Origin of the sequence: Pandoraea pulmonicola, from assembly GCF_000815105.2 — a bacterium.
GTDB classification, from domain to species: domain Bacteria; phylum Pseudomonadota; class Gammaproteobacteria; order Burkholderiales; family Burkholderiaceae; genus Pandoraea; species Pandoraea pulmonicola.
Genome location: NZ_CP010310.2, coordinates 4,290,201 through 4,314,836, shown reverse-complemented (window position 1 = coordinate 4,314,836; position 24,636 = coordinate 4,290,201). Strand labels below are relative to the sequence as shown.

Here is a 24,636-nt window from a genome sequence, read left to right as displayed (position 1 = left end):
CATGATCATCAAGCCACGCGTGCGCGGCTTCATCTGCGTCACCACCCATCCCGTCGGCTGCGAAGCCAACGTCAAGCAACAGATCGAATACGTGAAGGCTCAGGGCCCTGTCGCGAACGGCCCGAAGAAGGTGCTGGTGATCGGCGCGTCGACCGGCTACGGCCTGGCCGCGCGTATCACGGCCGCCTTCGGCTGCGACGCCGCCACGCTGGGCGTGTTCTTCGAGCGCGCCGGCAGCGAAACCAAGCCGGGCACGCCTGGCTGGTACAACACCGCCGCCTTCGACAAGTTCGCCACCGAGAAGGGGCTGTACGCGAAGAGCATCAACGGCGACGCGTTCTCCAACGAGATCAAGGCCAAGACCATCGAGACGATCAAGAACGATCTCGGTCAGGTCGATCTGGTGGTCTACAGCCTGGCCGCGCCGCGCCGCACGCACCCGGAAACGGGGCAGGTGTACAACTCTGTGCTCAAGCCGGTCGGCCAGTCGGTAACGCTGCGCGGCATCGACACGGACAAGGAAGTGGTCAAGGAGTCGGTGTTCGAGCCTGCCACGCAGGAAGAGATCGAGAATACCGTGGCCGTGATGGGCGGCGAGGACTGGCAGATGTGGATCGACGCGCTGTCACAAGCCGGTGTGCTCGCCCCGGGCGCCAAGACGACGGCGTTCACTTACCTGGGCGAGAAGCTGACGCACGACATCTACTGGAACGGCTCCATCGGCGCGGCCAAGAAGGATCTCGACGAGAAGGTGCTGCGCATTCGCGCCAAGCTCGCCACGAGCGGCGGCGATGCTCGTGTGGCGGTGCTCAAGGCGCTCGTCACGCAGGCCAGCTCGGCCATTCCGATGATGCCGCTGTATCTCTCGCTGCTGTTCAAGGTCATGAAGGCCAAGGGCACGCACGAAGGCTGCATCGAACAGATCTACGGTCTGTACAAGGATAGCCTGTACAGCACCTCGCCGCGGCTCGACGACGAGGGGCGCGTGCGTACGGACCAGAAGGAACTGTCCGCGGACGTGCAGGCGGAAGTCGCCGCGCTGTGGAACAAGGTCACCGACGAGAATCTGTACGAACTGACGGACTTCGCGGGCTACAAGCACGAGTTCCTGCGGTTGTTCGGTTTCGAGATCGACGGCGTGGACTACGAAGCCGACGTCAATCCGGACGTGCCGATCGCGCACCTCGTGGCGTAAGCCTGACGTAGCGTACGGCATCATCGCGACATTGCGATGGATGACGCGATAACGCAATAACGACAATGGCCCGGGCCCGGCGTAACTGCCGGCCCGGGCCATTGTCATTGCACCATGACGACGTCAGCCGGCATCCGCGTCGGGCGCGGCCGTTGTCCGTGACAGCTCACCGATACGCTCGGCCAGCGCCTGACAGGACAGTGGCGATGAGCCCTCGGCCTTGTTGTTGATGATCACGTACACCGGGTGTCCGGCGAGAGCATAGTGGGCCGCGAGCGCGGCCAATACGTCCCGCGTGACGGGGTCGGGATCGACGATCTTGTCGAACGGCGCGTACTTCGCCTTGGCCTGTTCATAGCGGTGCCCACTGTTCAGGTTCCAGCGCACCACCAACGGCCCGGCTCCCGCTTCGTCGAGCATCGCGAGGGCGGCGGCCTGACGCTCCACATGCGGCATGCGCGCATGCAGGCCGATGCAGTAACGCACGCCGAGTTGACCCAGCGTGCGCATCAGACGTGGCGTGAGCAGTGCGCCGTCGCGAATCTCCAGCGCGTAGCAGGGGCCGGGCAGCGTCACGCCGTCCGACGTCGTTTCACCCGCGGGCAGCGGCGGCAGTGCCGTGAAGAAGGTCTCGATGCGTTGGATCAGGGCAGGGACGTCGCGCAGCAACTCGGCCGGCAGCGGTGAAATCTGAAACACGAGCACGCCGGCCTTCGGGCCAAGGCCGGCCAGGCAAGGCGTCACGAACTGCTCCGCCGCGATGCGCGCGTCGAGAAAGCAGGGGTTGGCGTTCAGGCCTTCGCCCTTGTCGCCGCGCACGAGCGCGTCGGTGACCACGCTCGGCGCCTTGACCAGGAACCGGAAGTCGTCCGGCACCTGCTCTGCGTACTTCTGATACTCGACGATCGACATCGGCTTGTAGAACGAGCGGTCGATGCCGACGCAACGCAGTACCGGATGACTGGCGTAGGCGGTAAGACCCTGACGGGAGAGTTTGGTGTCGCTGTAGTCATCGTCCCAGACAATGCCTTTCCAGCCGGGAAACGACCACGACGACGTGCCGAGACGGATGTTGGCGGGCAGCTGCTCGCCCAGCGCCCGCGTGGTCGCGGGCAGGTCGGCCGCACCGACGCCACCGCGACGCGCTGGGCCCGGACGACGCCCGGCATCGGAGGAGGAGGAGGCTTGCGCCGATGCGTCGCCTTCGATCTGCCTGGCGTGTTTGCCTGCCGGTGGATCGTCAGGCGGCGCGCCAAACAGATCGAACTGACTCATCGGTTCTCGTACATATAACGGCGCGACCAGGGCAGGCGCTTGGCCGAGAGCCCGGCCTTGCGGCACACGATCTGGTAGATCGAGACGTGATCGTGCTCGAACGCATACGCGCAGCCGGCGAGATACACGCGCCAGACACGGAAGCGCTCTTCGCCCGCCAGCTCGCGCAGACGCGGCGCGTGGGCTTCGAAGCGCTCCGACCAATGCGTGAGTGTACGCGCGTAATGCCGACGCAGGCTTTCCACGTCGCTCGCTTCGAGACCGCCGCGCTGCATCGATTCCAGCGCGAGGCTGATGTGCGGCAATTCGCCGTTCGGGAACACGTACTTGTCGATGAACTCGCCGCCGCCCATGGCCGTCTCGCCGCTGTCCGGATCGGTCGACGTGATGCCGTGATTCATGGCGACGCCGTCGTCCTTGAGCAGCGACGCCATCTTCGCGAAGTAATCCTTCAGGTTCTTGCGGCCGACGTGCTCGAACATGCCCACGCTCGTGATGCGGTCGAACTGGCCTTCCACGTCGCGATAGTCCTGGATGCGAATCTCGATCTGATTTTCCAGGCCGAGCTTCTTCACGCGCTCGGTGGCCAGATCGAACTGATTCTGCGAGAGCGTGACGCCCACACACTTCGCACCGAACTTCTGCGCGGCGCGAATCACCAGCGCGCCCCAGCCGCAACCGATGTCGAGCAGCGTCTGCCCTGGTTGCAACTGGATCTTGGTGAGAATGTGATCGATTTTCTTCTCTTGCGCGGTGTCGAGGTCTTCGTCGCCATTCTCGAAATAGGCACACGAATACACCATGTTCTTGTCCAGCCAGAGCTGGTAGAACTCGTTCGACACGTCGTAATGGAACTCGATCGAGCGTTTGTCGGACTTCTTGCTGTGATTGAAATGACGCACGGCCCGCTCCAGCGGTCCGATGGTCGTGAGGCTGCTGCCCGCGAGGGCGTAGCTCATGTCGATGACGTCGGTCAGCTTGCCTTCGACATCGATTTCGCCCTTCACATATGCCTCGCCGAGATTGTCGAGGCTGGGGCTGAGCAGGCGCGTCATGGCGGCGGGGCCATTGACGCGCAGCGTTACGCTGGGATTGTCGAACGCACCAAAGTCGTAGTGCTGTCCGTTCCACAGCGCGAGGCGGATCGGCAGGTTGGAAGATGTCTTGACGCCGCTGACCCAGTTTTCGAGTTTTTTCTCCCACAACATGGATGTGCTCCAAGTGTCACCAAAAAAACTTCAAATCCGTACCGCACGGCGCGGCGACGTCTCCTCGTCAAACGGGCAGGCAGGCGTACCGCGTCGGCGTAGCCGACGCAATGTTCAGGGGGACAGGCGCGCTACGCGCCACGAGTCGTCGGCAAGCCGGAAATATTTGATGCGATCGTGCAGGCGCGATTCGCGGCCCTGCCAGAATTCGATGGACTCCGGCACGAGCCGGTAACCGCCCCAATGCGGCGGGCGTGGCGGGGCGTCGCCAAACTGGCGCCGGAACTCCGCTTCGCGTTGTTCGATGATGGTGCGATCGGCCACTTCGGCGCTCTGCACCGAAGCCCATGCGCCAAGCCGCGAGCCGACCGGGCGCGAATGGTAGTAGGCGTCGCTCTCCGCTTCGCTGACCTTGTCCACGCGCCCCTCGATGCGCACCTGACGCTCGAGCTCGATCCAGTGAAACAGCAGACAGCCGTAAGGCGTTGCGGCCAGTTCCTGGCCCTTGCGCGATTCGTAATTCGTGAAGAACGTGAAGCCGCGCTCGTCGGCGCCCTTGATCAGCACGATGCGCGCGTCGGGCCGTCCGTCCGGCGTCACCGTGGCGAGCGTCATGGCATTGGGCTCGGGCAGTTGCGCCGCGAGCGCCTGCTCGAACCACAAGCGGAATTGATCGAACGGGCTGGGCGCCACATCGGTCTCCGAAAGAGAGCCGAGGGCGTAATTCTTGCGCAGGTCCGCGAGAGAAAGCGTCTGGGTCACGACGATCGTTGCAGGTCGGTTGCGGTTGGGGACTGCGACACAGTATAGCGAAGAGTCGGCCAACGTGCGTACGTGACGATTTGCCGCAACGTGCGCGCCGCGATCGCCCGAAGGCCCCGCAACGTGGGCATTTCGTCCCATGTGCTTGATATTTAAGGAGTGAAGTATCCGGAAGGATCGTCGCCACCGGTCGCAAAATTGCGGTCGGCGCGGCGGTGGCAAATCCCTCTGGCTCACATGGGCATTGCCCGATCCGCGATGCCATTTTCGATTGTCGCAATCGTCCCGACGGGCGTGCCGCGTCATCGCCCCTCAGGGGGCTTCCCGCGCGGGACCGAATGCCGGCGCCGTCGTGGTGCCGCCTTGTCCTGCCTTGCCGCCCCGCGGGGCGCCTTTCGCGCCCGCCTTGCCGCCGTTCGCCCCGGGCGGAGACTTGACGTTCGCCGGGTTGCGGCTCGGCGGATGTTGCAGGTTGGCCAGCAGTTCGCCGCAGGGGCTGTCCTTGCCCGGGCCGAGTTCGAGCAGCGGCACGAGCGCGGTGTAAGGGGCCAGCACGCCGAGTGCGATGGCGCCGCCCGCCCGCGCGACGAGCGTGGGCACGCTCACGCCGACGTCCGGGTGCTTGAACGTGCCGCGCACATAGAGCGGCGAGCGCAAGGACAGGAGGCCGAAGTGTTTCGGCTCGGGCCGGATCGTCAGGTCGAAGTGCTCGCGCTTGAGATCGATCTGGCCGGTGACGCCGATGCTCGTGTCGTCCGTGTCGATCACGAAGGTGCGGGCGTCCATGAGGCCGTCCTTGACGGCGAAGTCCGCCGCCGCGCAACGCATTTCGATCTGTTTGTCGCCGAAGAGCTTGGTCAGGACGATGTTGCCGACGTTCAGGCCCAGGTATTCGAGCAGCAGCTTGCTCATGGAGCCCCGGTCGATCAGTGCCTTGATCTCGCCGTTGGACGACCCCGCCAGTGCGGCGATCGAGTTGCCCGTGGCGGTGAGGGCGGCGTCGCCGTTGACTTCGCCCACGCTCGTCTTCATCAGATCGACCTCCGGCAACAACTGCTTCATCTTCAGATGCCGCAGCGAGACCTGCGAGTCCACCTTCATCGGTTCGGCCTGACCGTTGAGCACCAGATTCGACGTGATGCGCCCGCCTGCCACGCCGAACTCCAGTGGCTTGAGCGAGAGCACGCCGTCGTCGAGCACGATATGCGTGACGAGATTGTCGATCGGCAGGCTCTTGTCCTTGATGATCTTGCGGCCGGTGAATTGCACGTCGGCGTCGATCGCTCGCCAGCGATCGGTCTTGAACGGATCGACCGGCAGCACCTTGTCGGAGGGCGGTGGCTTCGGTTTGCCCGTCAGATCGCCGCCGCCCGACGGGTTCTGCCCGCCGACCACCGGGCCGAGATCGACCAGACGCAATTGATTCGAGACGACCGCGCCTTGCAGGATGTTGCGCGGCTCGCGCTGTCGGAACACGAGCGTGCCCGACAGATCGCTTTGGCCGACCTTGCCCTGAAAGCGTTCGTACCGCCACACGCCGGCCGTGTGCAGCAGGTGGCCGTTCGTCTCGTACGACGGCGTTTCGGGCAGCAGCACGCCGGTGATCGGATACAGGTCGGCCATGGTCGGTCCGGCCAGGTGCAGGTGCATGTCGAGTGCGGAGAGCGTGGCCGGGTTCGTGAACGTGCCCTTCGCGGCGATGAGCGTACGACCGATGCGCACGCTCGCGTCGAGCGGATAGGGCTCGCCCGAGTCTTCGAGCGAGAGCACGTCGCCGCCGCGGCCCTTGCCGGTGATCGCCACCTTGCGGAAGGTGCCCCTGAGCGCGACGCCGATGCCGTAGGGCGCCTGTCCGTCGATGGTGGCGATGTTGGCGGTGAGGTCGAGCTGTTGCGGCACGAGATTGGCGCGCACCACGCCGTCTTCGAGAATCAGACGGCCGATGCGCAGCTTCCAAGGCGAGGGTTCGCCGTTGCCTTTGGTGAAGGTCCAGTTGTTCTGCCCGTCGGCGCGTTGTTCGATGAGGACCTTCGGGGCCGACAGGGTGACTTCGGGCAGCACCACGCGTTTGTCGAGCAGCGGCAGCCATTCGAGCGAGAACGTGAGGCGCCCGAGGGAGATCATGTTCGGCGTCTGGCTCCACGCGACGTTGCCTAACACGATATCATTCGCGATCAGGCGCGGCCGCGGCAGCCAGCGCCCCAGACCCGGGGCCTGCGCCTCCGGCGCGAGCCAGTGCAGCGACAGGTCGCCCCGGATCTCGAATGGGCGTCCGGTTGCGGCGGTCACTTCCCGATTGATCCAGGGACGGGCGTAGTTCCAGTCGAACCACGTGATGAACGCCGCGAACGCCAGCACGATGGCGACCACCGTGATCGCCAGCCATTTCAATGACGTTACCCATCGCATCATGAACAGTACCCCGTCGTTCGTTGTTGCTCCGGTGTCTGCCACACCATCGGAGTTGGATTTTGACGCGAACCGCCGTTTCGGCGGGCTCGCGCGTTTGTACGGTGACGACGGTCTCGAACGCCTGCGCGGGGCCCACGTGGCCGTCATCGGCATTGGCGGCGTCGGTTCGTGGGTGGCCGAGGCGCTGGCGCGCAGCGCCGTGGGCCGACTCACGCTGATCGATCTCGACAACGTCGCCGAAAGCAATACCAATCGTCAGGTGCACGCCCTCGATGGTAACTACGGCAAGCCGAAAGTTGCCGCGATGGCCGAGCGCATCGTGGCCATCAATCCTGCCTGCCAGCTCACGCTCGTCGAAGACTTCGTCGAACTCGACAATCTCGACGCCATGCTCGGCGCCGGCTTCGACTGGGTGGTCGACGCCATCGACAGCGTGCGGGTGAAGACGGCGCTCATCGCCTGGTGCGTGGCGCGCAAACAGCGTCTGATCACCGTGGGCGGCGCCGGCGGCCAGATCGATCCGACACGCATTCGCATTGACGACCTCGCACGCACGATTCAGGATCCACTGCTTGCCAAAGTGCGTGCGCAATTACGCAAGCAACATGGGTTTGTCCGTGGCCCGAAAGCCAAGTTCAATGTGCCCGCCGTGTATTCGGACGAGCCGTTGCAATACCCCGAGGCCGTATGCGCACCGGGCGGTGTGCCGGATGCCGTTACGGGACCCCAGGGCCTGAATTGCGCCGGTTTCGGCTCGAGCATGTGTGTCACAGCGACATTCGGCATGGCCGCCGCCGCTCACGTCCTGAAGTGCGTTGCATTGAAAAACGCATGAGGCTTGCCGTGTCGGCGGGCACCTGACGAACCGTCGATTTTCCCAAGCGGCGCACCACGCGTCTGTAACGAAACGTTACGAACGCCGTTCGTGCGCGTTTCCGATGCGGCGTTTCACGCGTTCAAACGACAACGGCCGGGATTTCCCGGCCATTGTCGTTGTGGCGTCAGCTTTCTCGCGTTTCTCGAACTTTCCGAATTGCAGAGTTTCAGAATTTCTCTACGCACCACGCGATACGTATCACAAAGCAACCCGAGCGTTCAGGGTGATGCCTGCCGCGTCGATGCGTCCCCGGGTTACCGGAGTTCTCGACGCAGCACCTTGCCGACCGGCGTCTTCGGCAGTTCGGAGCGGAACTCGATGACGTGCGGCACCTTGTAGTTGGTGAGGTGCTGGCGGCAGAAGTCGATGATCATCTTCTCGGTCAGATCGTTCGACTTCTTGACGACGACCGCCTTCACCGCCTCGCCCGTACGATCGCTCGGCACGCCCACGACTGCCGACTCGAGCACGCCCGGGCACATCGCGAGCACGCTCTCGACTTCGTTCGGATACACGTTGAAGCCCGATACGATGATCATGTCCTTCTTGCGGTCGGTAATGCGCACGTAGCCTTGCTCGTCCATCGTGCCGATGTCGCCCGTGCGCAGCCATCCGTCGGGCGTGATCGTCTTGGCCGTCTCGTCGGGGCGATTCCAGTAGCCCTTCATGACCTGCGGGCCGCGCACGCAGATCTCGCCTTCCTCACCGAAGCCGAGCGCCTCGTTGGCGTCGTTGCGGATGCTGACTTCGGTCGACGAGATCGGCAGCCCGATGGAGCCGTTGAACTCGCTGCCCAGCAGGTTGATGCACACGGCGGGCGACGTCTCGGTGAGGCCGTACGCCTCGATGAGCGGATGGCCGGTGACCTTCTGCCAGCGATCGGCGACCGCGCGCTGCACTGCCGCGCCGCCGCCCAACGCGCACTTGAGCGCGCTGAAGTCGAGCTGGTCGAAGCCCGGCGTGTTGAGCAGACCGTTGAAGAGCGTGTTCACGCCCGTCATGAACGTGAACTTCCATTTGCCCAGTTCCTTCACGAAGCCGGGCATGTCGCGCGGATTGGTGATGAGCAGGTTGAGCGCGCCCAATTGGAGGAAGACGAGGCAGTTCGCCGTCAGGCAGAAGATGTGATAGAGCGGCAGGGCAGTGACGATGATCTCCTTGCCCTCTTCGAGACCCGAGCCGACCCACGCCCGCGCCTGCAGCATGTTGGCGATCATGTTGCGGTGCGTGAGCATCGCGCCTTTGGCCACGCCGGTGGTGCCGCCCGTGTATTGCAGGAACGCGATGTCGTCGTGGCCGAGCTTCGCCTCGTCGTGCTTCGCGCGGGCGCCGAGCGCGAGGGCGGTGCGAAACGGCACCGCATGCGGGATGTGCCACTCGGGCACCATCTTCTTCACGTGACGCACGACGTAGTTCACGATCCAGCGTTTCGGCGCAGGCACCAGATCGCCGATGGCCGTGGTGATGATGTGCTTGACCGGTGTATTCGGCAGCGCCTTTTGCAGCGTTGCGGCGAAGTTCTCGATGACGACGATGGCGCCGCAGCCGGCGTCCGCGAGCTGGTGCTCGAGCTCGCCCGCCGTGTACAGCGGATTCACGTTCACGACGACCATGCCGGCGCGCAGAATCCCGAACACGGCGACCGGATACTGCAGCAGGTTCGGCGACATGATCGCCACGCGCGAGCCGCGCTCCAGACCGGGCAGGCTTTGCAGATAGGCCGCGAAGTCGCGCGACTTGCGCTCGAGATCGGCGAAGGTCATCGTCACGCCGAGGTTGGTGAACGACGGGCGATCCGCGAACTTCTGGCAGCTTTGCAGGAATAGATCGTTCAGCGAACGATATTGGTTGACGTCGATCTCGGCCGGCACGCCGGGCGGATAGCTCTTGAGCCAGACTTTTTCCATGAGCGCCTCCTTGAATATGGTTTTTATCGCATCGGCATCGCCGGGGGAAGAGGTTGGGCGTGCCGTGCGTCGTTTCATCGCATTCGGGCGGGGGAGGGAGAGAGACGGTGGCGCTGAATGCACCGCCTCACCGGTTCGGACTCGCCCGGGCGGCGGACGCGCCATTCGACGCGCCGCAAAAAGCCGTAGCATACCGTGCCGATTACGGCGGGAGCACATGGAAAGCCCTGATTTGACGCGGGTTTGCGTGGAGTAATTGTTCTAGCGGCAAAGGCTTGCCAGTGAGGGGGATTCCGCGCTAATCCCGCATGGAATGCGCGATGCGGCGGGCAAATCGGGGGTATGACAAAAGAACCGCAAAAAACACTTGCGTGGCGGGCAGCTTTCTTACATAATTCTGTTCTCACGACGCGGCTGTAGCTCAGTTGGATAGAGTACTTGGCTACGAACCAAGGGGTCGTGGGTTCGAATCCTGCCAGCCGCGCCACCTAATTCGGGGTCTCCTCACGGGGAGACCCTTAGTTTTTCGGGAGAGTCCTTCCCGGTGACGCGCCGCATGTCATCTACATTCGGCCCGCGTCGTCGAGAAGGCAAACGCCGACAGCAGCAGGATCGCTTGATCGGTGTCTCGTGCAGTACGTGCGGCTGTAGCTCAGTTGGATAGAGTACTTGGCTACGAACCAAGGGGTCGTGGGTTCGAATCCTGCCAGCCGCGCCAACTCAGTTGGCAAGACGCTCCAGAGGCGAAAGCTTCTGGAGCGTTTTTCATTTCCGGCGACGAAATAACGCGTATCGTGCGCGAAGCTTCATCCGGCATCTCGTCCCCGGGGTTTGCACGTCGCGCGTTTCGCCGTGCCACGATGATGGCCCATCATCGGGCCATCATCCTTCAGTTCACCGCCGTCTCCATCGTCGGCCCGACTTGCCATCCCAACCCCAACGCCTTTTGCAGCGTCACGAACGACTTGAGCAACTGTGCGTCTCCGGCGATCCGATCCTGTTCGGCGGAAAAGCGCGTGCGTTCCGCATCGAGCCAATCGAGCGTGCTCGCCGTGCCGGCGCGATAGCGCTGACGTGTGAGTGTCGCGGCGCGCGTGGCCGAAGCCTCCACGCTGCGCAGACGGTGGACGTTCTCGCGCTGATGTCCATAACGTGCGAGCGCCACGTCGGCGTCGCGCAATGCGGCGAGGACCGCGCTTTCATACTTTGCCTGCGCCTGATCGCGTCCGGCCTTCGCGCCGTCGACGCCCGCCTGCACGCGACCGAAGTCGAGCACGTTCCATTGCAGGCGCGGCATCGTCATCCAACTGAAGTTCTCCTTGCGCACGAGATGTCCAGGATCGAGCGCCGAATATCCCAGTTCGCCCATGATCGAGAGCTTCGGGAACCAGTTGGCCGTCTGCACGCCGATCTGTGCGTTCTGCGAGGCAAGACGCCGCTCCGCGGCGCGAATATCCGGACGCGCCTGCAACAACGCCGCCGGATCGCCGACGGCCACCTTTGCGGGCACGCTGGGCAGTGCCCTGGGCGTCTTCAATTCCGCGTCGAGCGCACCGGGTGCGCGTCCCGTGAGCAATGCCAGCTGATCGAGCGATTCGATGACGTCGGCTTCGAGCGGCAGCACGCGCGATTGCGTCTGCTCGACCTGCGTGACGAGTCGTTCGACGTCGAGCTCCGACGCCACGCCGCCCGCACGCCGCTGTCGCGTGAGATCCAGCATCTCGCCTTCGAGCTTCGCCGAATCGCGCACGAGTGCGAGCCGGGCCTGTTGGTCGCGCAGGGCGACGTAGGCCTGCGCGACTTCGGCGGCGAGCTGGACGTGCGCGTCCGCCAGGTCTTCCGAGGCCGCATCGGCATCCGCGCTGGCCGCCTCGACGGCGCGACGCGTGCCGCCGAACAGATCGATTTCCCAACTGGCATCGAAGCCGGCCACGTAGAGGTCGAGCGGTCCGCGTCCATTGCTGTCGCCGCCGTTCCCATTGTTGCCGCTCAGTAGACCGAGATTCGGCGAGCGCGTGCGCACCATTGCGAGATCGGCGCCCGCCTTCGGCAGCAGATCGGCCTGATGGCTGCGCAGACTCGCGCGCGATTGCCGCACCTTTGCCTGTGCGGCGCGGATGTCCGGGCTGTGCGCGATGGCGTCGTCGATGAGCGCGGTGAGCTGGGGGTCGTCGAGCGCCGTCCACCAGCGTGCCGCGGCAGGCGCATGCGCGTCGACGCTATCTCCCGCATGAGCGAACGCGCCGGTGCGTAGCGCGTCGCCCGCCACTTCGGGCGCGCCGCGATAGTCGGGGCCGACGGTGCAGCCCGTCACGAGAAGCGTGGCCGCGAGGGCCAACCTGCGAAGGTGAAACGTCATGATCGATTAGTGTCCGCCGGAGCTGAACCCGGCCGGTTGCTTGAGCAGCAGGGCGAGCGGCACGCAGAGCAGCAGCGCGATCCCCAGTGCGTAGAAGGTTTCGGAAAACGTCATCACGCTCGCCTGTCGTGCGATCTCGGCGGCGAGCTGTGCCGTCGCCTGCAGTTGCGCATGGGCGAAGTCGCCCGTCTGCGCGAAGAAACCGGCGGCGTTGGCGGCAAGGTGTTCCTGTCCGAGTGCGCTGTTGGCGGTGATCGTCTCGCGCAGCATGGCCTCGTGATAGTCGGTGCGGCGGTCGATCAGCGTGCCGAGCAGCGCGAGGCCGACCGAGCCGCCGAGGTTGCGCGCCATGTTGTACAGCCCGGCGGCGTCGCCGGCGTCCTGTGCATCGACGGCTGCCATCGACGCCTGGTTGAGCGGCATCATCGCGAGCATCTGTCCCACGCCGCGCAGCAGTTGCGACAGCGTAAAGTCATGCCCCACGCTCTGCGCCGTCAGATCGATGTCGAGCATGCAACTGCCGAAGAAGCACAGCAGCCCGACAATCACGAGCAGACGGATGTCCACGCGACTGATCAGCCGCGGCAGGAACGGCATCATCAGGAAGGCGGGCAGCCCCGAGAGCAGCATGATGTTGCCTGATTGCTGCGCGTTGTACCCCGCGATCGTCGCGAGAAACTGCGGCAGCAGGTACGACACGCCGTAGAGTCCCGCGCCGACGGTAAACACGATGTAGATCACGCTCGCATAGTTCTTGTTGCCGAGCAGTGCGAGCTTGACGATAGGCTTCTCGGCGGTGAATTGCGCCACGAGCACCATGCCGATGCCGAGCACCGCAAGCACGGTGAGCCAGACGATCATGTGCGAGTCGAACCAGCGCTCGCGCTGACCTTCTTCGAGCACGACGGTGAGCGAGCTCAATCCGACGGCGAGGCCCACGATGCCGAGCCAGTCCGCCTTGAAGAACGCCTGCAGGTTGGGCGCCTCGCGCGGCAGGCCGAGCATGAGCAGCGCGACGATGCCCGCCGAGATCGGCAGATTCAGGAAGAAGCACCAGCGCCAGTTGGCGTTCTCCGTGAGCCATCCGCCGACCACCGGGCCGAGCAGGGGACCCAGCATCACGATCAGGCCGAACATCGCCATGCCCACGGGCATCTGATGGCGCGGCAGGCGCGTGCGGATGATCATCTGCGCGGTCGGAATCATGGCGCCACCGGCGAAGCCCTGACCGATGCGCCCGACGACCATCTCCGCGAGACTGCTCGACATGCCGCACATCATCGAGAAGAGCGTGAAGAAGACGGCATTGAGCATCAGGAACCGGCGCAAACCGAGCACTCGCGTGAGCCACGCGGCGAGCGGGATCATGACGATCTCCGACATCAGGTAGCCGGTCGAGATCCACGTGCCTTCCGTGCCTGACGCGCCGATCTGCCCCTGAATCTGCGGCAGCGCCGAGTTCGTGATCGAGATGTCGAGCGTGGCCAGCAGGGCGCCGAGCGCACCGGCGGCCACCGCGATCCAGTCCGCCGCCGACGCGCCGCTGCGAGCGGGGGCGCTACTGGCCGCGCCACTACCGCCGCCACCGGCACCACGCCCGTTCCCCCCAGCACCGGTCGCCACGATACCGCGCGCCTCGTCGCGCGCGAGTGGGGAGGTGGAACGCATGACGTCGCTCTCAGCCACGTTGCACTCCGCCGTTCGGCGTCGACGGTGCGGCGTTCGACGGCAGACTCGCCGCTGGGCCGATCGATGCGCCCAGCGGTGCGCTCAACGACAACCGGGCGACCGGCGCGGCGGGCGATGTGCCGCTGGCTTGCGTCGCCGGCGCAGTCGTCGCACGCCGATGCGTGTCGACATCCGCCGTGACCGACAGCCCGGGCAGCAGCACCGTGCGCAGGGAGGGCGGCACATCGAGGCGAATGCGCACCGGCACGCGCTGCACGATCTTCGTGAAGTTGCCGGTGGCGTTCTGCGCGGGCAGCAGCGCGAACTGCGCGCCGGTGCCGGGCGAGAGCGAGTCGACCACGCCGTGAATCGGCTCGCCGGGCAAGGCGTCGACGTGCACGGTGACCGGCTGACCGGGGCGCATGTGGCCGACCTGCGTTTCCTTGAAGTTGGCCGTCAGGTAGACGTTCTGCACCGGCACGACGGTGAGCAACCGGGTGCCGGGTTGGGCGAACTGCCCCACGCGCACCGCGCGGTCGCCCACGCGTCCCGCCAGCGTGCTCTTGACCACGGTGTCGGCCAGATCGAGCTCCGCCTTGCGCGCACTCGCCTGCGCCACCGCCAGTTGCGCCTTGGCTTGCGCCAAGGCCGCCGTGAGGGTATCCGTCTGCCGCTGAGTCGCTTGCAAGTTCGCTTCGTTGCTCTTGAGCGTGGCGTCGGCCCGCGTGCTGGCGTTGCGCAACTCGGCGAGGCGCTCGTCCGTTTCCGCCCCCGTGGCGACGAGCGGCGCATACCGTTTGACCTGACCGGCCGAGTAGGCGGCATTCGCGCGGGCGCTGTCGAGCTCGGCGTGGGCCTGCGCGATCGTGGCGGCCTGCTGCGCGAGCTCCGCCTGAGCGCGCGCGACGTCGGCTTGGCGGGCGACTACGGTCGCCTGGGCCTCGTCGAACGCCGCCTGGTACTGGCGGCCGTCGAGACGCACCAGCGGCTGGCCGACCGTCACGGTTTCGTTGTCGCGCACCAGCACTTCGGTCACATAGCCGCCGACCTTCGGCGCGACCGTCATGCTGTCGGCCTGCAGATAGGCGTCGTCGGTCGATTCGATGAAACGTCCCACGAACCACCAATGCGCACCCCAGCCCAGCCCGGCGACGACGCCCAGCGCCAGCGCGCCGAGCAGCATCTTTCTGCGGCGGGGATTGCCCGGCGCCTTGGTGGTGCTGGCGTTGCTGGCGTTTGCCGGCGCTTCGGGCGTTTGGGTGGTCCGCGAAGCTTCGCGGGCGTCGGCGGCGGGCGCCGTCTTGTCTTCGGCGGCCGAGGGGGCGGCCGTCCGAGCCGTGGTTGAGGGAGCGACCTGGGTTGCGTTGGTCATGAGAATTTTCTCAAATTATTCCAGTTGGCAGAATTATTCCAGTTGATCGATTTATGTCAAGTGTTATATTTTTGACGGAAGTTTTTGTAAGCAAGGAGCGACATGACAGTGACTTCACGTGCTCAGCGGGCCGAGCGTGAACAGCGCCAGGCCGCTCGTCCGCGGCATGCGGCCGACACCGGATATCAGCGGGGCGAGGAGACGCGCGCGCGCATCATCCTCGCGGCGATCAAGTGTTTCGGGGAGCACGGGTTTGCGGGAGCGTCCACGAGGGACATCGCGACCGAAGCGGGCGTGAACGCGCCGGCGCTCCAGTACTACTTCGACAACAAGGAAGGCGTGTACAAGGCGTGCGTCGAGTACATCGTCGACCTCGTCTGGTCGCAGATGGGCGAGGCGATCGAAGGGGCCGAGCGCACCGTGGCCGATCCCGGTGCGACCGACAAGCAGCTCATCGATGCCTTCTGTGCGTTGCAGGAACGCAAGGCCGGCTTCGTCGAAGAAGTGCCGGAGATAGACGGCTGGCACATGTTCATGGCGCGCGAGCAGGCCGGACTCGGTCCGGAGGCGGGCTTCAAGGTGTTTCACGAGCGCTTTTCGAGCCGCCTTGCCGCGGTGGGCGGGGGCATCGTGACGCGGCTGGCCGGCGTGAGCCCGGACAACGAGGCCATGCGTATTCGCGCCGTGTGCATCAGCACGCTGGGCATGGCGTTTCGCGTGATGCGACGCTCGATCGATTGCTCGATGGGGTGGAGCGGCGAGCCGAACCCGGAGCGCAACCGGATGGTGCGCGAGGCGGTGCTGGAGCAGACGCGTTACCTGCTGGAACGGCTCGTCAGGCAACGCAAGACGGCGAAGTAAGTCCGACGGCGCTGCGGCGCAAAGAGACCCACAGCGCACGCGGGGGCAGCACAAACAAAAACCGGCCCGTCGGGGCCGGTCACCGCATCCGCCGATGCCAGCACAGGCTGGCGTTATCGCGGGGGCGCCCATCGGCGCCCCCGTTTGCATTCCGCAGTTCAGGAATGCGTGGCGGACGACTGCGGTTGCGTTCCGCGATGGCCGTCGCGATGGCGATACCAGAGGAAGTAGATCAGCAGGACGACGGCCACGAACGGCAGGCCGAAGATCAGCGTCATGCGGAACACACCGGTAAAGAGCGTGGTGAGCATGATGGCGGCCATGAGCGCTGCGCCGAGCAGCGTGAGCCACGGAAAACCCCACATGCGAAATGCCAGCGGCGCATGCGCTTCGCGTCGCCACGTCCGACGGAAGAAGAAGTGCGTGACGAAGATCATCATCCACGTGAGCATGGCGCCGAACATCGAGATCGCCATCATGAACGTGAACGACGACTCCGGGTACAGGAAGTTCACGAGCGTGGCGAGCGCAATGCCGACCGTCGAGAGCAGCAGCGCCGCGAGCGGTACGCCGCGCTTGTTCACTTCGCCGAAGCGCGCGGGCGCGTAGCCGGCGCGCGAGAGCGAGAACATCATGCGCGTGGTGATGTAGAGCTGGCTGTTCATCGACGAGAGCGCGGCAATGAGCACCACGAAGTTGATGACGCCGGCGGCGCCCGGAATGCCGATCGCCTGCATCACTTTCACGAACGGGCTCTCGTCCTGCCCGGCGGCGGTCCACGGCACGATCGCGAGCATCAGCGCGAGCGTGAGCAGATAGAACAGCACGAGACGCACGACCGTCGAGCGGAACGCGCGCGTCACGGCCCGCTCCGGGTTCTCGGCTTCGCCGGCCGCCACGGCGATCATCTCGATCGAAAGATAGCTGAAGATGGAGATGATCACGGCCACCCACATGCCCCACAGCCCCTTGGGGAAGAATCCGCCGTGCGCGGTGTAGTTGGCGAAGCCGGCGGGCGCGTGACCCGCACTGGCCACCGAGCCCGGCGCGATGAAGACCACATAGGCGCCGATCAGGATGAATGCCACGATGGCGGTGATCTTGATGAGCGAGAAGCCATATTCGATGGCGCCGAACAGGTTTACCGACATGGCGTTCACGAGCACGAGCGCGGCCGAGAAGCCCGCGACCCAGTACCAGCCCGGCACCTGCGGGAACCAGTATTTCATGTACACCGCGATGGCGCTCACTTCGGCGCCCACGGCCAGCACGATGCACGACCAGTACGCGTAGCGCACCAGGAAGCCCGCCCACGGGCCGATGTAATGCTCGGCATAGGCGCCGAACGATCCCGAGGTGGGATGCGCGACGGTCATCTCCGCCAGGCACCCCATGAGCATGAGCGCGATGAGCGCACCGATGCCGTACGAGATGAGCACGCTCGGCCCGGCGAACCCGATGGCGAAGCCGCTGCCGAGAAAGAGGCCGGTGCCGATCGCGCCGCCGATGGCAATCATGGCCATCTGGCTCGCGGTGAGCGAGCGTCGCAGGCCCTGTTCGCGGCGGGTGATGTGCGCGAAGCTGCTCGATGGCGACGACGGGCGGGATGGGGAGGACTCAGGGGAATGCGTCATGACACACCTCGAGGATGCCGATGCGATTCGCGGGCGACACCCGTATGAGTACAGCATTGCTTGTCATTGCTCGTTTGCACGCGGCGGGCGACACGGCCAATGTCCGGCGCGAACGGGCCCCGCCGCCCCGGCCGGAGCCGGGGCGGGTCATACGTACGGCAGAAGATGCAAACCGGGAAAGCGCGAGCGAGTCGCGCCAACGGTTTAGAAGATGTGGCGAATACCCGTTCCCACGCCCACTTGCGTCGAGTTACCCGGCAGTTCGACGCGTGCCGCGCCGCTTACCTTGTTGTAATCGACGGTGCCGTAGACCTGCGTGCGCTTGGACAGCGCGTACTCGGCGAGCAGCACGTACGTATAGCGACGGCCCGAACCGGCATCGCCCGCCTGGGCGTTGATGTTCTTGACGTCGTTGAAATACGCGGCGCCGGTGATCGCAAGGTTCGGCATGGCCTGGATGGTCGTGCCGAGGTAGAACGTCGTGTCCTTGCGCGGATTGTCGTTCAGGTTGCCGGTGGTGACGGTGTGCGCCGGATCGTTGAGCGTGCCGTCGAGCCAGCCGCTGCGGTCGCGGCCGCCCATGTAGCCGACGAAGATCTTGGCGATGGAGACGCTGTAGATACCGCCCAGGCCCCACATCTGCTGCACGCGCTTGGCGGCGTCACGGGCTTGCTGATACACGCCGGCCACCTGGAACGGGCCCATCGCGTACGAGGCGCGCGCACCCCAGTAGTTGCTGGCGGCCATCGTGCCGGCGGTGTTGCCGAAGCCGTAGGTCGCGCCGACCGACAGGCCGCCGAACGTGCCGGCGTAGCTCACGGCATTGTCCACACGACCGCGCGTGATGTTGTACATCCACGAGTTGTTGGCGTAGTTGCCGATGGTGAGCGGGTCGAAGTCGCCGTACACGTTGAAGGCCTCGGTCGCCTGGCGGCCGATCTTGATCGTGCCGTACTGGTTCTGCAGGCCGACGTACGCGTAACGATCGAACAGGCGCGGACCATTGGCCAGCGTGCCGTTCTGCGGGTTGATGCCCGACTCCAGCTGGAAGATGGCCTTCAAGCCGCCACCGAGGTCTTCCGAACCCTTCAAGCCGAAGCGGCTGTTGGTCACGGCGCCGTTGGTGACTTGCCACAAGGCGTCGTTATTGGCGTTGGCGTTGTTCTGGTAGCGCACGCTCTGGTCGACGATCCCGTACAGGGTGACGGAGCTTTGCGCGGCGGCGGTGGTGCTGAAGGCAAGGCCGCAGGCGGCCGAGAGGATGGCCAGACTGGCCGGGATTGCAGACTTCATGGGTCTCCTTTTTGGTCTTGTAGACGTCCTACTGACGTTTCAAATATCGATCCGCCGAGTTCCTGGGTACAGGCTCCGCGGACGCTCCTTGGCACGACAACCACAACATCCGAACGTCACCCCCGTGCCGGTGCGACGAACGCACCCCGGCCGAAGGCCGATGGCTATCATATCAACGCAAAAATTGAATTTGCTTGCTATTTATGGCGGAGAACTGGCGGGGCGTCGAAGGATCTGCCAAAATCCCGTGAAACTTGATGGATTCTGCCAATGAACCTCGATCTCGCCGATCTGCGCATTCTTCGTCATCTCGAACTCAATGGGCGCATCTCCAACCAGGAGTTGGCCGATGCCGTCGGCTTGTCGCCATCGGCCTGCCTGCGCCGGGTGAAACTGCTCGAAGATCGCGGGGTGATTTCCGGATACCGCTGCATCGTGGATGCACAGCATGTCGGCCTCGAATTCGAAGCGCTGGTGCAGATCACGCTGCGTCCCGACGTCGAGCAGTGGCACGAGAAGTTTCTGGCATGCGTGCAGAACTGGCCCGAGGTGGTCACCGCGCGCATCGTCACCGGGTCGGCGAACTACATCCTCACGGTGAGGGCGCGCAATCTCGCGCATTACTCCGACTTCATCGTCAACGAGCTCTACCGGGCGCCTGCCGTGATGTCGATCCAATCGAACATCGTGCTCAAGACCATCAAGCACACGCAGTCGCTCGTGGACCTCGTCAAACAAAAGTGATGATTATAGAAGATATTAAATAGTTTTCGATTCGCTCCGGATCGGGATTGGGATTTTCGGAAAAAGAAGAGAGAGAAGAAGAGACGCAGCATGGCAGTGATCACCACCATCGAGGACCTGCGGATCCTCGCGCAGCGGCGCGTGCCGCGCATGTTTTACGAGTATGTCGATTCGGGTTCGTGGACCGAATCCACTTATCGCGCCAACGCGGCGGACTTCGGCCGGATCGAATTCCGGCAGCGGGTCGCGGTGAACATCGAGAATCGCAGCACGCGCACGACGATGCTGGGGCAGCCGGTCGCGATGCCGGTGGCGCTGGCGCCGACGGGCATGACGGGCATGCAGCATGCCGACGGGGAAATTCTCGCGGCGCGCGCGGCCGAAGCGTTCGGCGTGCCGTTCACGCTCTCCACGGTGTCGATCTGTTCCATCGAGGATGTGGCCGCGCACACGAAGGCGCCGTTCTGGTTCCAACTGTACGTGATGCGCGATCGCGACTTCATCGAGCGTCTGATCGACCGCGCGAAGGCGGCCGGATGCTCGGCGCTGATGGTGACGATGGATCTGCAGATCAGCGGCCAGCGCCATCGCGACATCAAGAACGGCCTGTCGGCGCCGCCCAAGCTCACGCTGCCGAACATCGTCAACATGATGACCAAGCCGCGCTGGTGCATGGGCATGCTCGGCACGCGCCGGCGCACGTTCGGCAACATCGTGGGGCATGCCAAGGGCGTGGACGATATCGGTTCGCTCGCGGCCTGGTCGGCGGCGCAGTTCGACCCGCGCCTGTCGTGGGACGATGTCGAGTGGATCAAGAAGCGCTGGGGCGGCAAGCTGGTGCTCAAGGGGATACTCGATCCGGAGGACGCGCGCGCGGCGCGCGACACCGGTGCGGACGCCATCGTGGTGAGCAATCACGGCGGGCGCCAGCTTGATGGCGCGATCTCGACGATTCGCGCGCTGCCCGACATCGTGGCGGCGGTCGGGCGCGACACCGAGGTGTGGCTCGACGGCGGCGTGCGCTCCGGGCAGGACGTGATCAAGGCGATGGCGCTGGGCGCCAGGGGCACGCTGATCGGCCGTCCGTTCCTGTACGGCCTGGGCGCGATGGGCGAAGCGGGCGTGCGCCGTGCGCTCGAGGTGATCGCGAAGGAGATGGACGTGACGATGGCGCTGACCGGCCGCACGAGCGTCGACCGTCTCGACACGTCCATGCTCATTCCGGGCAGCTACCCGACGGGCATCGGCCCGTACCTGCCGCAACCGTAAGCGATCGGGTACCGCGAAGCCATGGCCACGAGGCCGGACGCACCCGGCCCTCCGACGCTTACGTTTGCGCGCGCAATGGAATCACGCGTCGCCACGGCGCTTGCGCGGGCACCACATGGCGATGCAGCCCGAGCGTCTTCGCGTCGATGCCCAGCGCCAGCCCGACGAGTTGCGGCAGATGCAGCACCGGGACGTCCAGCGGCTGGCCGAGATTGCGCGCCATGTCGTCCTGATACGTATCGAGCACCGTGTGGCAGAGCGGGCAGGGGGTGACCATGGCGTCGGCGCCGGCACGCTTGGCCGACGCCACGTGTCGCCCGCTCAACTTGATCGGGATCACGTCGCTTTGTGCGGAACAGTGAAAACCGCAGCATTCCGTCCGCCCCGAGTAATCGACGGTCGTGCATCCCAGGATCTGCGCCAGCGTTTCGATGGACTGGACCTCGCGCGCATCGGTGTCCTGGAACAACGACGGCGGCCGGACGATGTGGCAGCCGTAGAACGCGGCGATGCGATGTTCCGACAGTGGCGTCGTCACCAGCGACCGAAGGCGAGCCTCGCCGACTTCCTCCAGCAGATACCAGAGAAAGTGCGTGACGCGCGCGGTGCCGCGATAGGTCAGCCCTTCGTCGGCGAGTCGCCGATTGATGCGGGTTCGCAGTTCGGGATCGCGGTCTGCCCGCTGCTTCGCCTCCATGAGATTGAGCGTGCAGGTGTTGCAGACGGTCATCAGATCGAGCCCTTTCGCCTCGGCCAGCGCGACGATGCGCAGGTTCAGCGTGAGAAAGCGCTCCTCGTCGGCCGCGCGAATTTCCCGGCTGCCGGTGCAGGTGGCGGAGTGCAGCGTTTCAAGCGCGATGCCGAGCCGATCGGCCACGGCATGCGTGGCTGCGCCGAGTTCGCCGCACGTGGTGCGCGCGCTGCAGCCCGGATAAAAGGCGATTTTCATGACTGCCCTCACTCAAGGAAATATCGTTTGATCTTGTTCATGCCGTCGATCGGGCGCCGCAGCAGCGCCGCGACGGGATTGACCTTTCCCCGCAGCACAAGCTTGAGCGTGCGGCGAGGATGTTGCACGAGGGCGCGCCATCCTCGTGTGCCCAGGACGAGCAGCATCGGCTCGATGCGCCCACGCCATGCGACGATGCGCATGAACGTCCGCGTGTGCGGCGACGCCTCGGGCGCTGCGGCATAGGCCAGTCGCTTGAGCGGTTCGATGGCGGCGCTCACGATCGGAATGTGCGCGGGGCATACGGCTTCGCACTGGTAGCAGGACACGCAGTGGTGAACCTGCGCCTCGTCGAGAATCGTCTGCAGTCGCGGGGCATCGTCGCGCGCATCGAGGGCGACCCGCGCGAGGTGCACCAGTGGCGCCGGCCCGGCGAACGCGATGTCGTCCGCAAAGTCGAGCACCGGGCACGCCGAGTAGCACGCGAGACAGCTCAGACAGTCCATGCTCGCGCGCAGCACCGCCGCGTTGGCCGCGTCGATGGGTTCCGGAAAGCCCGCATAGGGCCGCGTGCGCTGAAGCCACGTCTGCAATGACACCAGCTTGTTTTCGGCCGGCGTGCGATCGACGGCAAGATCGCGAATCAGCGGCAGATGCCGCAGCGGCTCCACATGCATTTCCGCCTCGGCGGCCTCCCAGCACGCCAACACTTCGCGGCCGTTGACCCTTACGGCGCACGTGCCGCATTTCTTCGTGCCGCAGTACCAGCGGTAGCCGATATCCACGCCGAGGGTTTCCTGCACGTGGTTGAGTGCGTCGATGATGCGCATCCGCGGTACGTGCGGCACCGAGAACGTTTGCACGTATGGCGCGTTGTCCACTTCGGGATCGAAGCGGCTGACGTGCAGCGTCACCGTCGCCGGATCGTTGTCGGCTTCTCTCTGAAATCGCCTGACTTCCGAATGCATGTGTCTCCCCCGCGTGCAATGGCTTGTGACGGATCGTGATGAATCGTGGATGAAGGCGCCATCGCGCGTCACCACGGCACACTGAAATACTCCTGCCGGTCGAAGTCCGGCGTGAGGGTGCCTTCGGGATAGCGTTCCTTGCGGAATCGGTAGCCGGTGTCGTCGCGCGCGACGATGTTCTTGCACTGCCACGCGGTGTTGTCCACGTACGGAAAGTCGGTGCGGTAGAAGCTGCCGCGGCTCTCTTCGCGCTGCAGTGCGCTGCGCAACGTGACCTCGCATACGTCGATGAGGTTGTGGACGTCGAGCGCGTCCAGCCACGCGGTGTTGTAGCGGCGCGAGCGGCTGGGCGGCGTCATGCGCGGCAGGCTGCGCGTGCGCAACGCTTCGAGCTGGTCGAGGCCGTCGCGCATCGCCCGCCCGCTCTTGATCAGACCGTAAGCTTCGCCCATGACGTCCCAGATGGCGGTCTTGACGTGCATCGGCGCCTCGCCCGGGCGAGCGCGCTGTTCGCCACCCAGCAAGCCTTCGACGCGCGCGAATTCCCGTTGCATCTGTTGCTGCGTCGCGTCGTCGTGCCGATGGCGCTCGCACAGACGGCCCGCCACCGACTCCGCGGCCAGCCCGCCGTCGTAGATCGCGACGGCGAGGCTGCCCGTCACGTGAGCGCCGACACCGCCCGCGACCCACAGCCCGTCGACGCTCGTGCGCATCGAATGCGGATCCGACTCGATGCCACCTTGACGGTAGTGCATCGTGGTGCGGGCTTCGACCTTGTCGCGCGTGATGTCAAGGCCTAGCTTCTCGAAGGCCGAGCCGGCGTATTGATAGCGGCGCAGCACGTCGGCGTCGATGTGGCTGTACGACGTGTAGTAGCCGCCGCTGAATCGCGCCTTGCCGGCCAGCACCTGCTGCGTGAGCCGCTTGACCTGCAACGTGTAGGGCGCGAGCGCGGCGGGGGCGTCGCGGGCCTGCTCGAAGAAGCACTCGCCTTGCGCGTTGTACACGCGCGAGCTCTGGTCGGTGCCGATCAGCGGATTCGGATAGATGTGCAGACGCTGCCACGTCGGCGGGTTCGCAAAGTCGCTGATATGCCAGAACTGCATCTCCAGATTGGTAAGCTCGGCGCCTGCGCGCAGCGCGAGCGCGATGCCGTCGCCGGTCTGCTCGCGTGTGCCGGTGGAGCGCCGCACCAGCCGGTCGGCGTGGCCGGTCGCCATGATGACGGCCTTCGCATGCACGGCGAAGAGCTCGCCGCGAACGAAGTCGAAGGCCGTCAGCCCGCACACCTCGCCGTTGGCATTGCGCAGCAGCGCCGTGACCGCGCATTCCTCGTGTATCGGGATGCCCCTGGCCTGCAACTGCTTGCGGCGAATGTCCATGAGCAGGATGCCCGTCTGCCCCTGCATCGGCGCCACCGCCCAGCGCACCGGCGAATGGCTCATGGCGATACTGCCGTCGGCCTCGCGGGAGAACAGCAGCCCCAGCGATTCCATCTCGGGATAGAAGGTGTTCTCGATCCACTGGCCAGCCGCCGCGAGATAGGACTGATCCACCAGAAAGTGGCTGTAGTACTTGGCGAAGAACTCCAGCGAACTGGCGGCGTTGTGCTCCGTGCCGCCGAGCATTTTGGAACCGACGATCACGGCGCCGGCCATGATCGACGCGCCGCTCTTGCCGACGAGCCCTTTCGAGATCAGCATCGGTTTCAGGCCGAGGTCGTGCAGCCGCAGCGCGGCGTAGGTGCCCGCGCCGCCGCCGCCAACGACGACGACATCGCAATTCAGAAGTTTCATCGCAGCAATGCCCTCCCGGACAGGTCGTGATGTGTCTTGGATCCATTGTGTCGAGGCGGCGGGCGGCCGATGCAGCGATCGGGACAG

The 24,636-nt window shown here is 65.1% G+C and carries 18 protein-coding genes and 2 tRNA genes; 7 read left to right on the top strand and 13 right to left on the bottom strand.

The annotated features are described in order from the left end of the window. Nucleotide 1 precedes the first annotated feature (1 nt). The gene (gene fabV, locus RO07_RS18370) at nucleotides 2–1,195 is read left to right on the top strand and encodes an enoyl-ACP reductase FabV (RefSeq protein WP_039404710.1); all 1,194 of its coding nucleotides are present in this window, start codon (nucleotides 2–4) and stop codon (nucleotides 1,193–1,195) included. Nucleotides 1,196–1,318: 123 nt separating this feature from the next. Here fabV and RO07_RS18365 read toward each other — a convergent pair whose 3' ends face one another. The 4 genes from RO07_RS18365 to RO07_RS18350 all read right to left on the bottom strand — a co-directional run bounded on the left by RO07_RS18365 (nucleotide 1,319) and on the right by RO07_RS18350 (nucleotide 6,852). Further along, nucleotides 1,319–2,470 (bottom strand): DUF72 domain-containing protein, encoded by a 1,152-nt coding sequence (locus RO07_RS18365; RefSeq protein WP_039404707.1) that lies wholly within the window; start codon nucleotides 2,468–2,470, stop codon nucleotides 1,319–1,321. Beyond that, complete coding sequence (locus RO07_RS18360; RefSeq protein ID WP_039404703.1) at nucleotides 2,467–3,678, bottom strand: SAM-dependent methyltransferase; 1,212 nt, start codon at nucleotides 3,676–3,678, stop codon at nucleotides 2,467–2,469. The genes RO07_RS18365 and RO07_RS18360 overlap by 4 nt, the downstream gene beginning before the upstream one ends. A 114-nt stretch (nucleotides 3,679–3,792) precedes the next feature. Then, a complete protein-coding gene (gene pdxH, locus RO07_RS18355) occupies nucleotides 3,793–4,440 on the bottom strand; it encodes a pyridoxamine 5'-phosphate oxidase (RefSeq protein ID WP_039404700.1) in 648 nt (215 codons plus the stop codon). Between the two features lie 312 nt (nucleotides 4,441–4,752). Beyond that, nucleotides 4,753–6,852 carry an AsmA family protein gene (locus RO07_RS18350; protein WP_237171290.1) on the bottom strand — a complete coding sequence of 700 codons (2,100 nt, stop codon included), beginning with the start codon at nucleotides 6,850–6,852 and terminating at the stop codon, nucleotides 4,753–4,755. Between RO07_RS18350 and tcdA the strand changes: the two genes are divergently transcribed. Then, a complete protein-coding gene (gene tcdA / locus RO07_RS18345; protein WP_039412806.1) occupies nucleotides 6,851–7,687 on the top strand; it encodes a tRNA cyclic N6-threonylcarbamoyladenosine(37) synthase TcdA in 837 nt (278 codons plus the stop codon). The genes RO07_RS18350 and tcdA overlap by 2 nt on opposite strands. A 296-nt stretch (nucleotides 7,688–7,983) precedes the next feature. Here tcdA and RO07_RS18340 read toward each other — a convergent pair whose 3' ends face one another. Next, a complete protein-coding gene (locus tag RO07_RS18340; RefSeq protein WP_039404695.1) occupies nucleotides 7,984–9,636 on the bottom strand; it encodes an AMP-binding protein in 1,653 nt (550 codons plus the stop codon). 410 nt (nucleotides 9,637–10,046) lie between these two features. On the opposite strand from RO07_RS18340, the gene RO07_RS18335 reads away from it, so the two are divergent. Together RO07_RS18335 and RO07_RS18330 are read left to right on the top strand one after the other, a co-directional pair. Beyond that, nucleotides 10,047–10,123: transfer RNA gene (locus RO07_RS18335), tRNA-Arg, on the top strand. Nucleotides 10,124–10,277: 154 nt separating this feature from the next. Further along, nucleotides 10,278–10,354, top strand: a tRNA-Arg gene (locus RO07_RS18330). 171 nt (nucleotides 10,355–10,525) lie between these two features. On the opposite strand, the gene RO07_RS18325 is transcribed toward RO07_RS18330, so the two are convergent. From RO07_RS18325 to RO07_RS18315, 3 genes are read right to left on the bottom strand one after another with little or no spacing between them, the layout of a single operon-like run. Beyond that, entirely contained in the window at nucleotides 10,526–11,995 is a 1,470-nt protein-coding gene (locus RO07_RS18325) for an efflux transporter outer membrane subunit (RefSeq protein ID WP_039404692.1), read from the bottom strand. Between the two features lie 6 nt (nucleotides 11,996–12,001). After that, nucleotides 12,002–13,663, bottom strand: coding sequence for a DHA2 family efflux MFS transporter permease subunit (locus RO07_RS18320; RefSeq protein ID WP_084072870.1), 1,662 nt, complete (start codon nucleotides 13,661–13,663; stop codon nucleotides 12,002–12,004). 10 nt (nucleotides 13,664–13,673) lie between these two features. Beyond that, nucleotides 13,674–15,035 carry an HlyD family secretion protein gene (locus tag RO07_RS18315; protein WP_039404689.1) on the bottom strand — a complete coding sequence of 454 codons (1,362 nt, stop codon included), beginning with the start codon at nucleotides 15,033–15,035 and terminating at the stop codon, nucleotides 13,674–13,676. Between the two features lie 102 nt (nucleotides 15,036–15,137). On the opposite strand from RO07_RS18315, the gene RO07_RS18310 reads away from it, so the two are divergent. After that, on the top strand, nucleotides 15,138–15,896 hold the full coding sequence (locus tag RO07_RS18310; protein WP_052266705.1) for a CerR family C-terminal domain-containing protein: 759 nt from the start codon (nucleotides 15,138–15,140) through the stop codon (nucleotides 15,894–15,896). A gap of 158 nt (nucleotides 15,897–16,054) precedes the next feature. On the opposite strand, the gene RO07_RS18305 is transcribed toward RO07_RS18310, so the two are convergent. Continuing rightward, nucleotides 16,055–17,530 (bottom strand): amino acid permease, encoded by a 1,476-nt coding sequence (locus RO07_RS18305; RefSeq protein WP_052266704.1) that lies wholly within the window; start codon nucleotides 17,528–17,530, stop codon nucleotides 16,055–16,057. 204 nt (nucleotides 17,531–17,734) lie between these two features. Beyond that, nucleotides 17,735–18,823, bottom strand: a complete 1,089-nt coding sequence (locus RO07_RS18300) for a porin (RefSeq protein WP_039404686.1) — start codon at nucleotides 18,821–18,823, stop codon at nucleotides 17,735–17,737. A 270-nt stretch (nucleotides 18,824–19,093) separates the two neighbouring features. On the opposite strand from RO07_RS18300, the gene RO07_RS18295 reads away from it, so the two are divergent. Both RO07_RS18295 and RO07_RS18290 read left to right on the top strand, forming a co-directional pair. After that, a complete protein-coding gene (locus RO07_RS18295; RefSeq protein ID WP_039404683.1) occupies nucleotides 19,094–19,567 on the top strand; it encodes an Lrp/AsnC family transcriptional regulator in 474 nt (157 codons plus the stop codon). Nucleotides 19,568–19,657: 90 nt separating this feature from the next. Then, nucleotides 19,658–20,836, top strand: coding sequence for an alpha-hydroxy acid oxidase (locus RO07_RS18290; RefSeq protein ID WP_039404681.1), 1,179 nt, complete (start codon nucleotides 19,658–19,660; stop codon nucleotides 20,834–20,836). Nucleotides 20,837–20,894: 58 nt separating this feature from the next. Here RO07_RS18290 and RO07_RS18285 read toward each other — a convergent pair whose 3' ends face one another. From RO07_RS18285 to RO07_RS18275, 3 genes are all read right to left on the bottom strand, one after another. Next, nucleotides 20,895–21,785 carry a CoB--CoM heterodisulfide reductase iron-sulfur subunit B family protein gene (locus tag RO07_RS18285; protein ID WP_039404679.1) on the bottom strand — a complete coding sequence of 297 codons (891 nt, stop codon included), beginning with the start codon at nucleotides 21,783–21,785 and terminating at the stop codon, nucleotides 20,895–20,897. An 8-nt stretch (nucleotides 21,786–21,793) separates the two neighbouring features. Continuing rightward, the gene (locus RO07_RS18280; RefSeq protein ID WP_039404676.1) at nucleotides 21,794–22,753 is read right to left on the bottom strand and encodes a succinate dehydrogenase/fumarate reductase iron-sulfur subunit; all 960 of its coding nucleotides are present in this window, start codon (nucleotides 22,751–22,753) and stop codon (nucleotides 21,794–21,796) included. 68 nt (nucleotides 22,754–22,821) lie between these two features. Then, the gene (locus RO07_RS18275; RefSeq protein WP_039404673.1) at nucleotides 22,822–24,549 is read right to left on the bottom strand and encodes an FAD-binding protein; all 1,728 of its coding nucleotides are present in this window, start codon (nucleotides 24,547–24,549) and stop codon (nucleotides 22,822–22,824) included. Nucleotides 24,550–24,636 lie beyond the last annotated feature (87 nt).

Coding starts and splice junctions, on each gene's coding strand:
- fabV (WP_039404710.1), top strand. CDS start 2: ATGATCATCAAGCCACGCGTGCGCGGCTTCATCTGCGTCACCACCCAT.
- RO07_RS18365 (WP_039404707.1), bottom strand. CDS start 2,470: ATGAGTCAGTTCGATCTGTTTGGCGCGCCGCCTGACGATCCACCGGCA.
- RO07_RS18360 (WP_039404703.1), bottom strand. CDS start 3,678: ATGTTGTGGGAGAAAAAACTCGAAAACTGGGTCAGCGGCGTCAAGACA.
- tcdA (WP_039412806.1), top strand. CDS start 6,851: ATGAACAGTACCCCGTCGTTCGTTGTTGCTCCGGTGTCTGCCACACCA.
- RO07_RS18350 (WP_237171290.1), bottom strand. CDS start 6,852: ATGATGCGATGGGTAACGTCATTGAAATGGCTGGCGATCACGGTGGTC.
- RO07_RS18340 (WP_039404695.1), bottom strand. CDS start 9,636: ATGGAAAAAGTCTGGCTCAAGAGCTATCCGCCCGGCGTGCCGGCCGAG.
- RO07_RS18325 (WP_039404692.1), bottom strand. CDS start 11,995: ATGACGTTTCACCTTCGCAGGTTGGCCCTCGCGGCCACGCTTCTCGTG.
- RO07_RS18320 (WP_084072870.1), bottom strand. CDS start 13,663: ATGCGTTCCACCTCCCCACTCGCGCGCGACGAGGCGCGCGGTATCGTG.
- RO07_RS18315 (WP_039404689.1), bottom strand. CDS start 15,035: ATGACCAACGCAACCCAGGTCGCTCCCTCAACCACGGCTCGGACGGCC.
- RO07_RS18310 (WP_052266705.1), top strand. CDS start 15,138: ATGACAGTGACTTCACGTGCTCAGCGGGCCGAGCGTGAACAGCGCCAG.
- RO07_RS18305 (WP_052266704.1), bottom strand. CDS start 17,530: ATGACGCATTCCCCTGAGTCCTCCCCATCCCGCCCGTCGTCGCCATCG.
- RO07_RS18300 (WP_039404686.1), bottom strand. CDS start 18,823: ATGAAGTCTGCAATCCCGGCCAGTCTGGCCATCCTCTCGGCCGCCTGC.
- RO07_RS18295 (WP_039404683.1), top strand. CDS start 19,094: ATGAACCTCGATCTCGCCGATCTGCGCATTCTTCGTCATCTCGAACTC.
- RO07_RS18290 (WP_039404681.1), top strand. CDS start 19,658: ATGGCAGTGATCACCACCATCGAGGACCTGCGGATCCTCGCGCAGCGG.
- RO07_RS18285 (WP_039404679.1), bottom strand. CDS start 21,785: ATGAAAATCGCCTTTTATCCGGGCTGCAGCGCGCGCACCACGTGCGGC.
- RO07_RS18280 (WP_039404676.1), bottom strand. CDS start 22,753: ATGCATTCGGAAGTCAGGCGATTTCAGAGAGAAGCCGACAACGATCCG.
- RO07_RS18275 (WP_039404673.1), bottom strand. CDS start 24,549: ATGAAACTTCTGAATTGCGATGTCGTCGTCGTTGGCGGCGGCGGCGCG.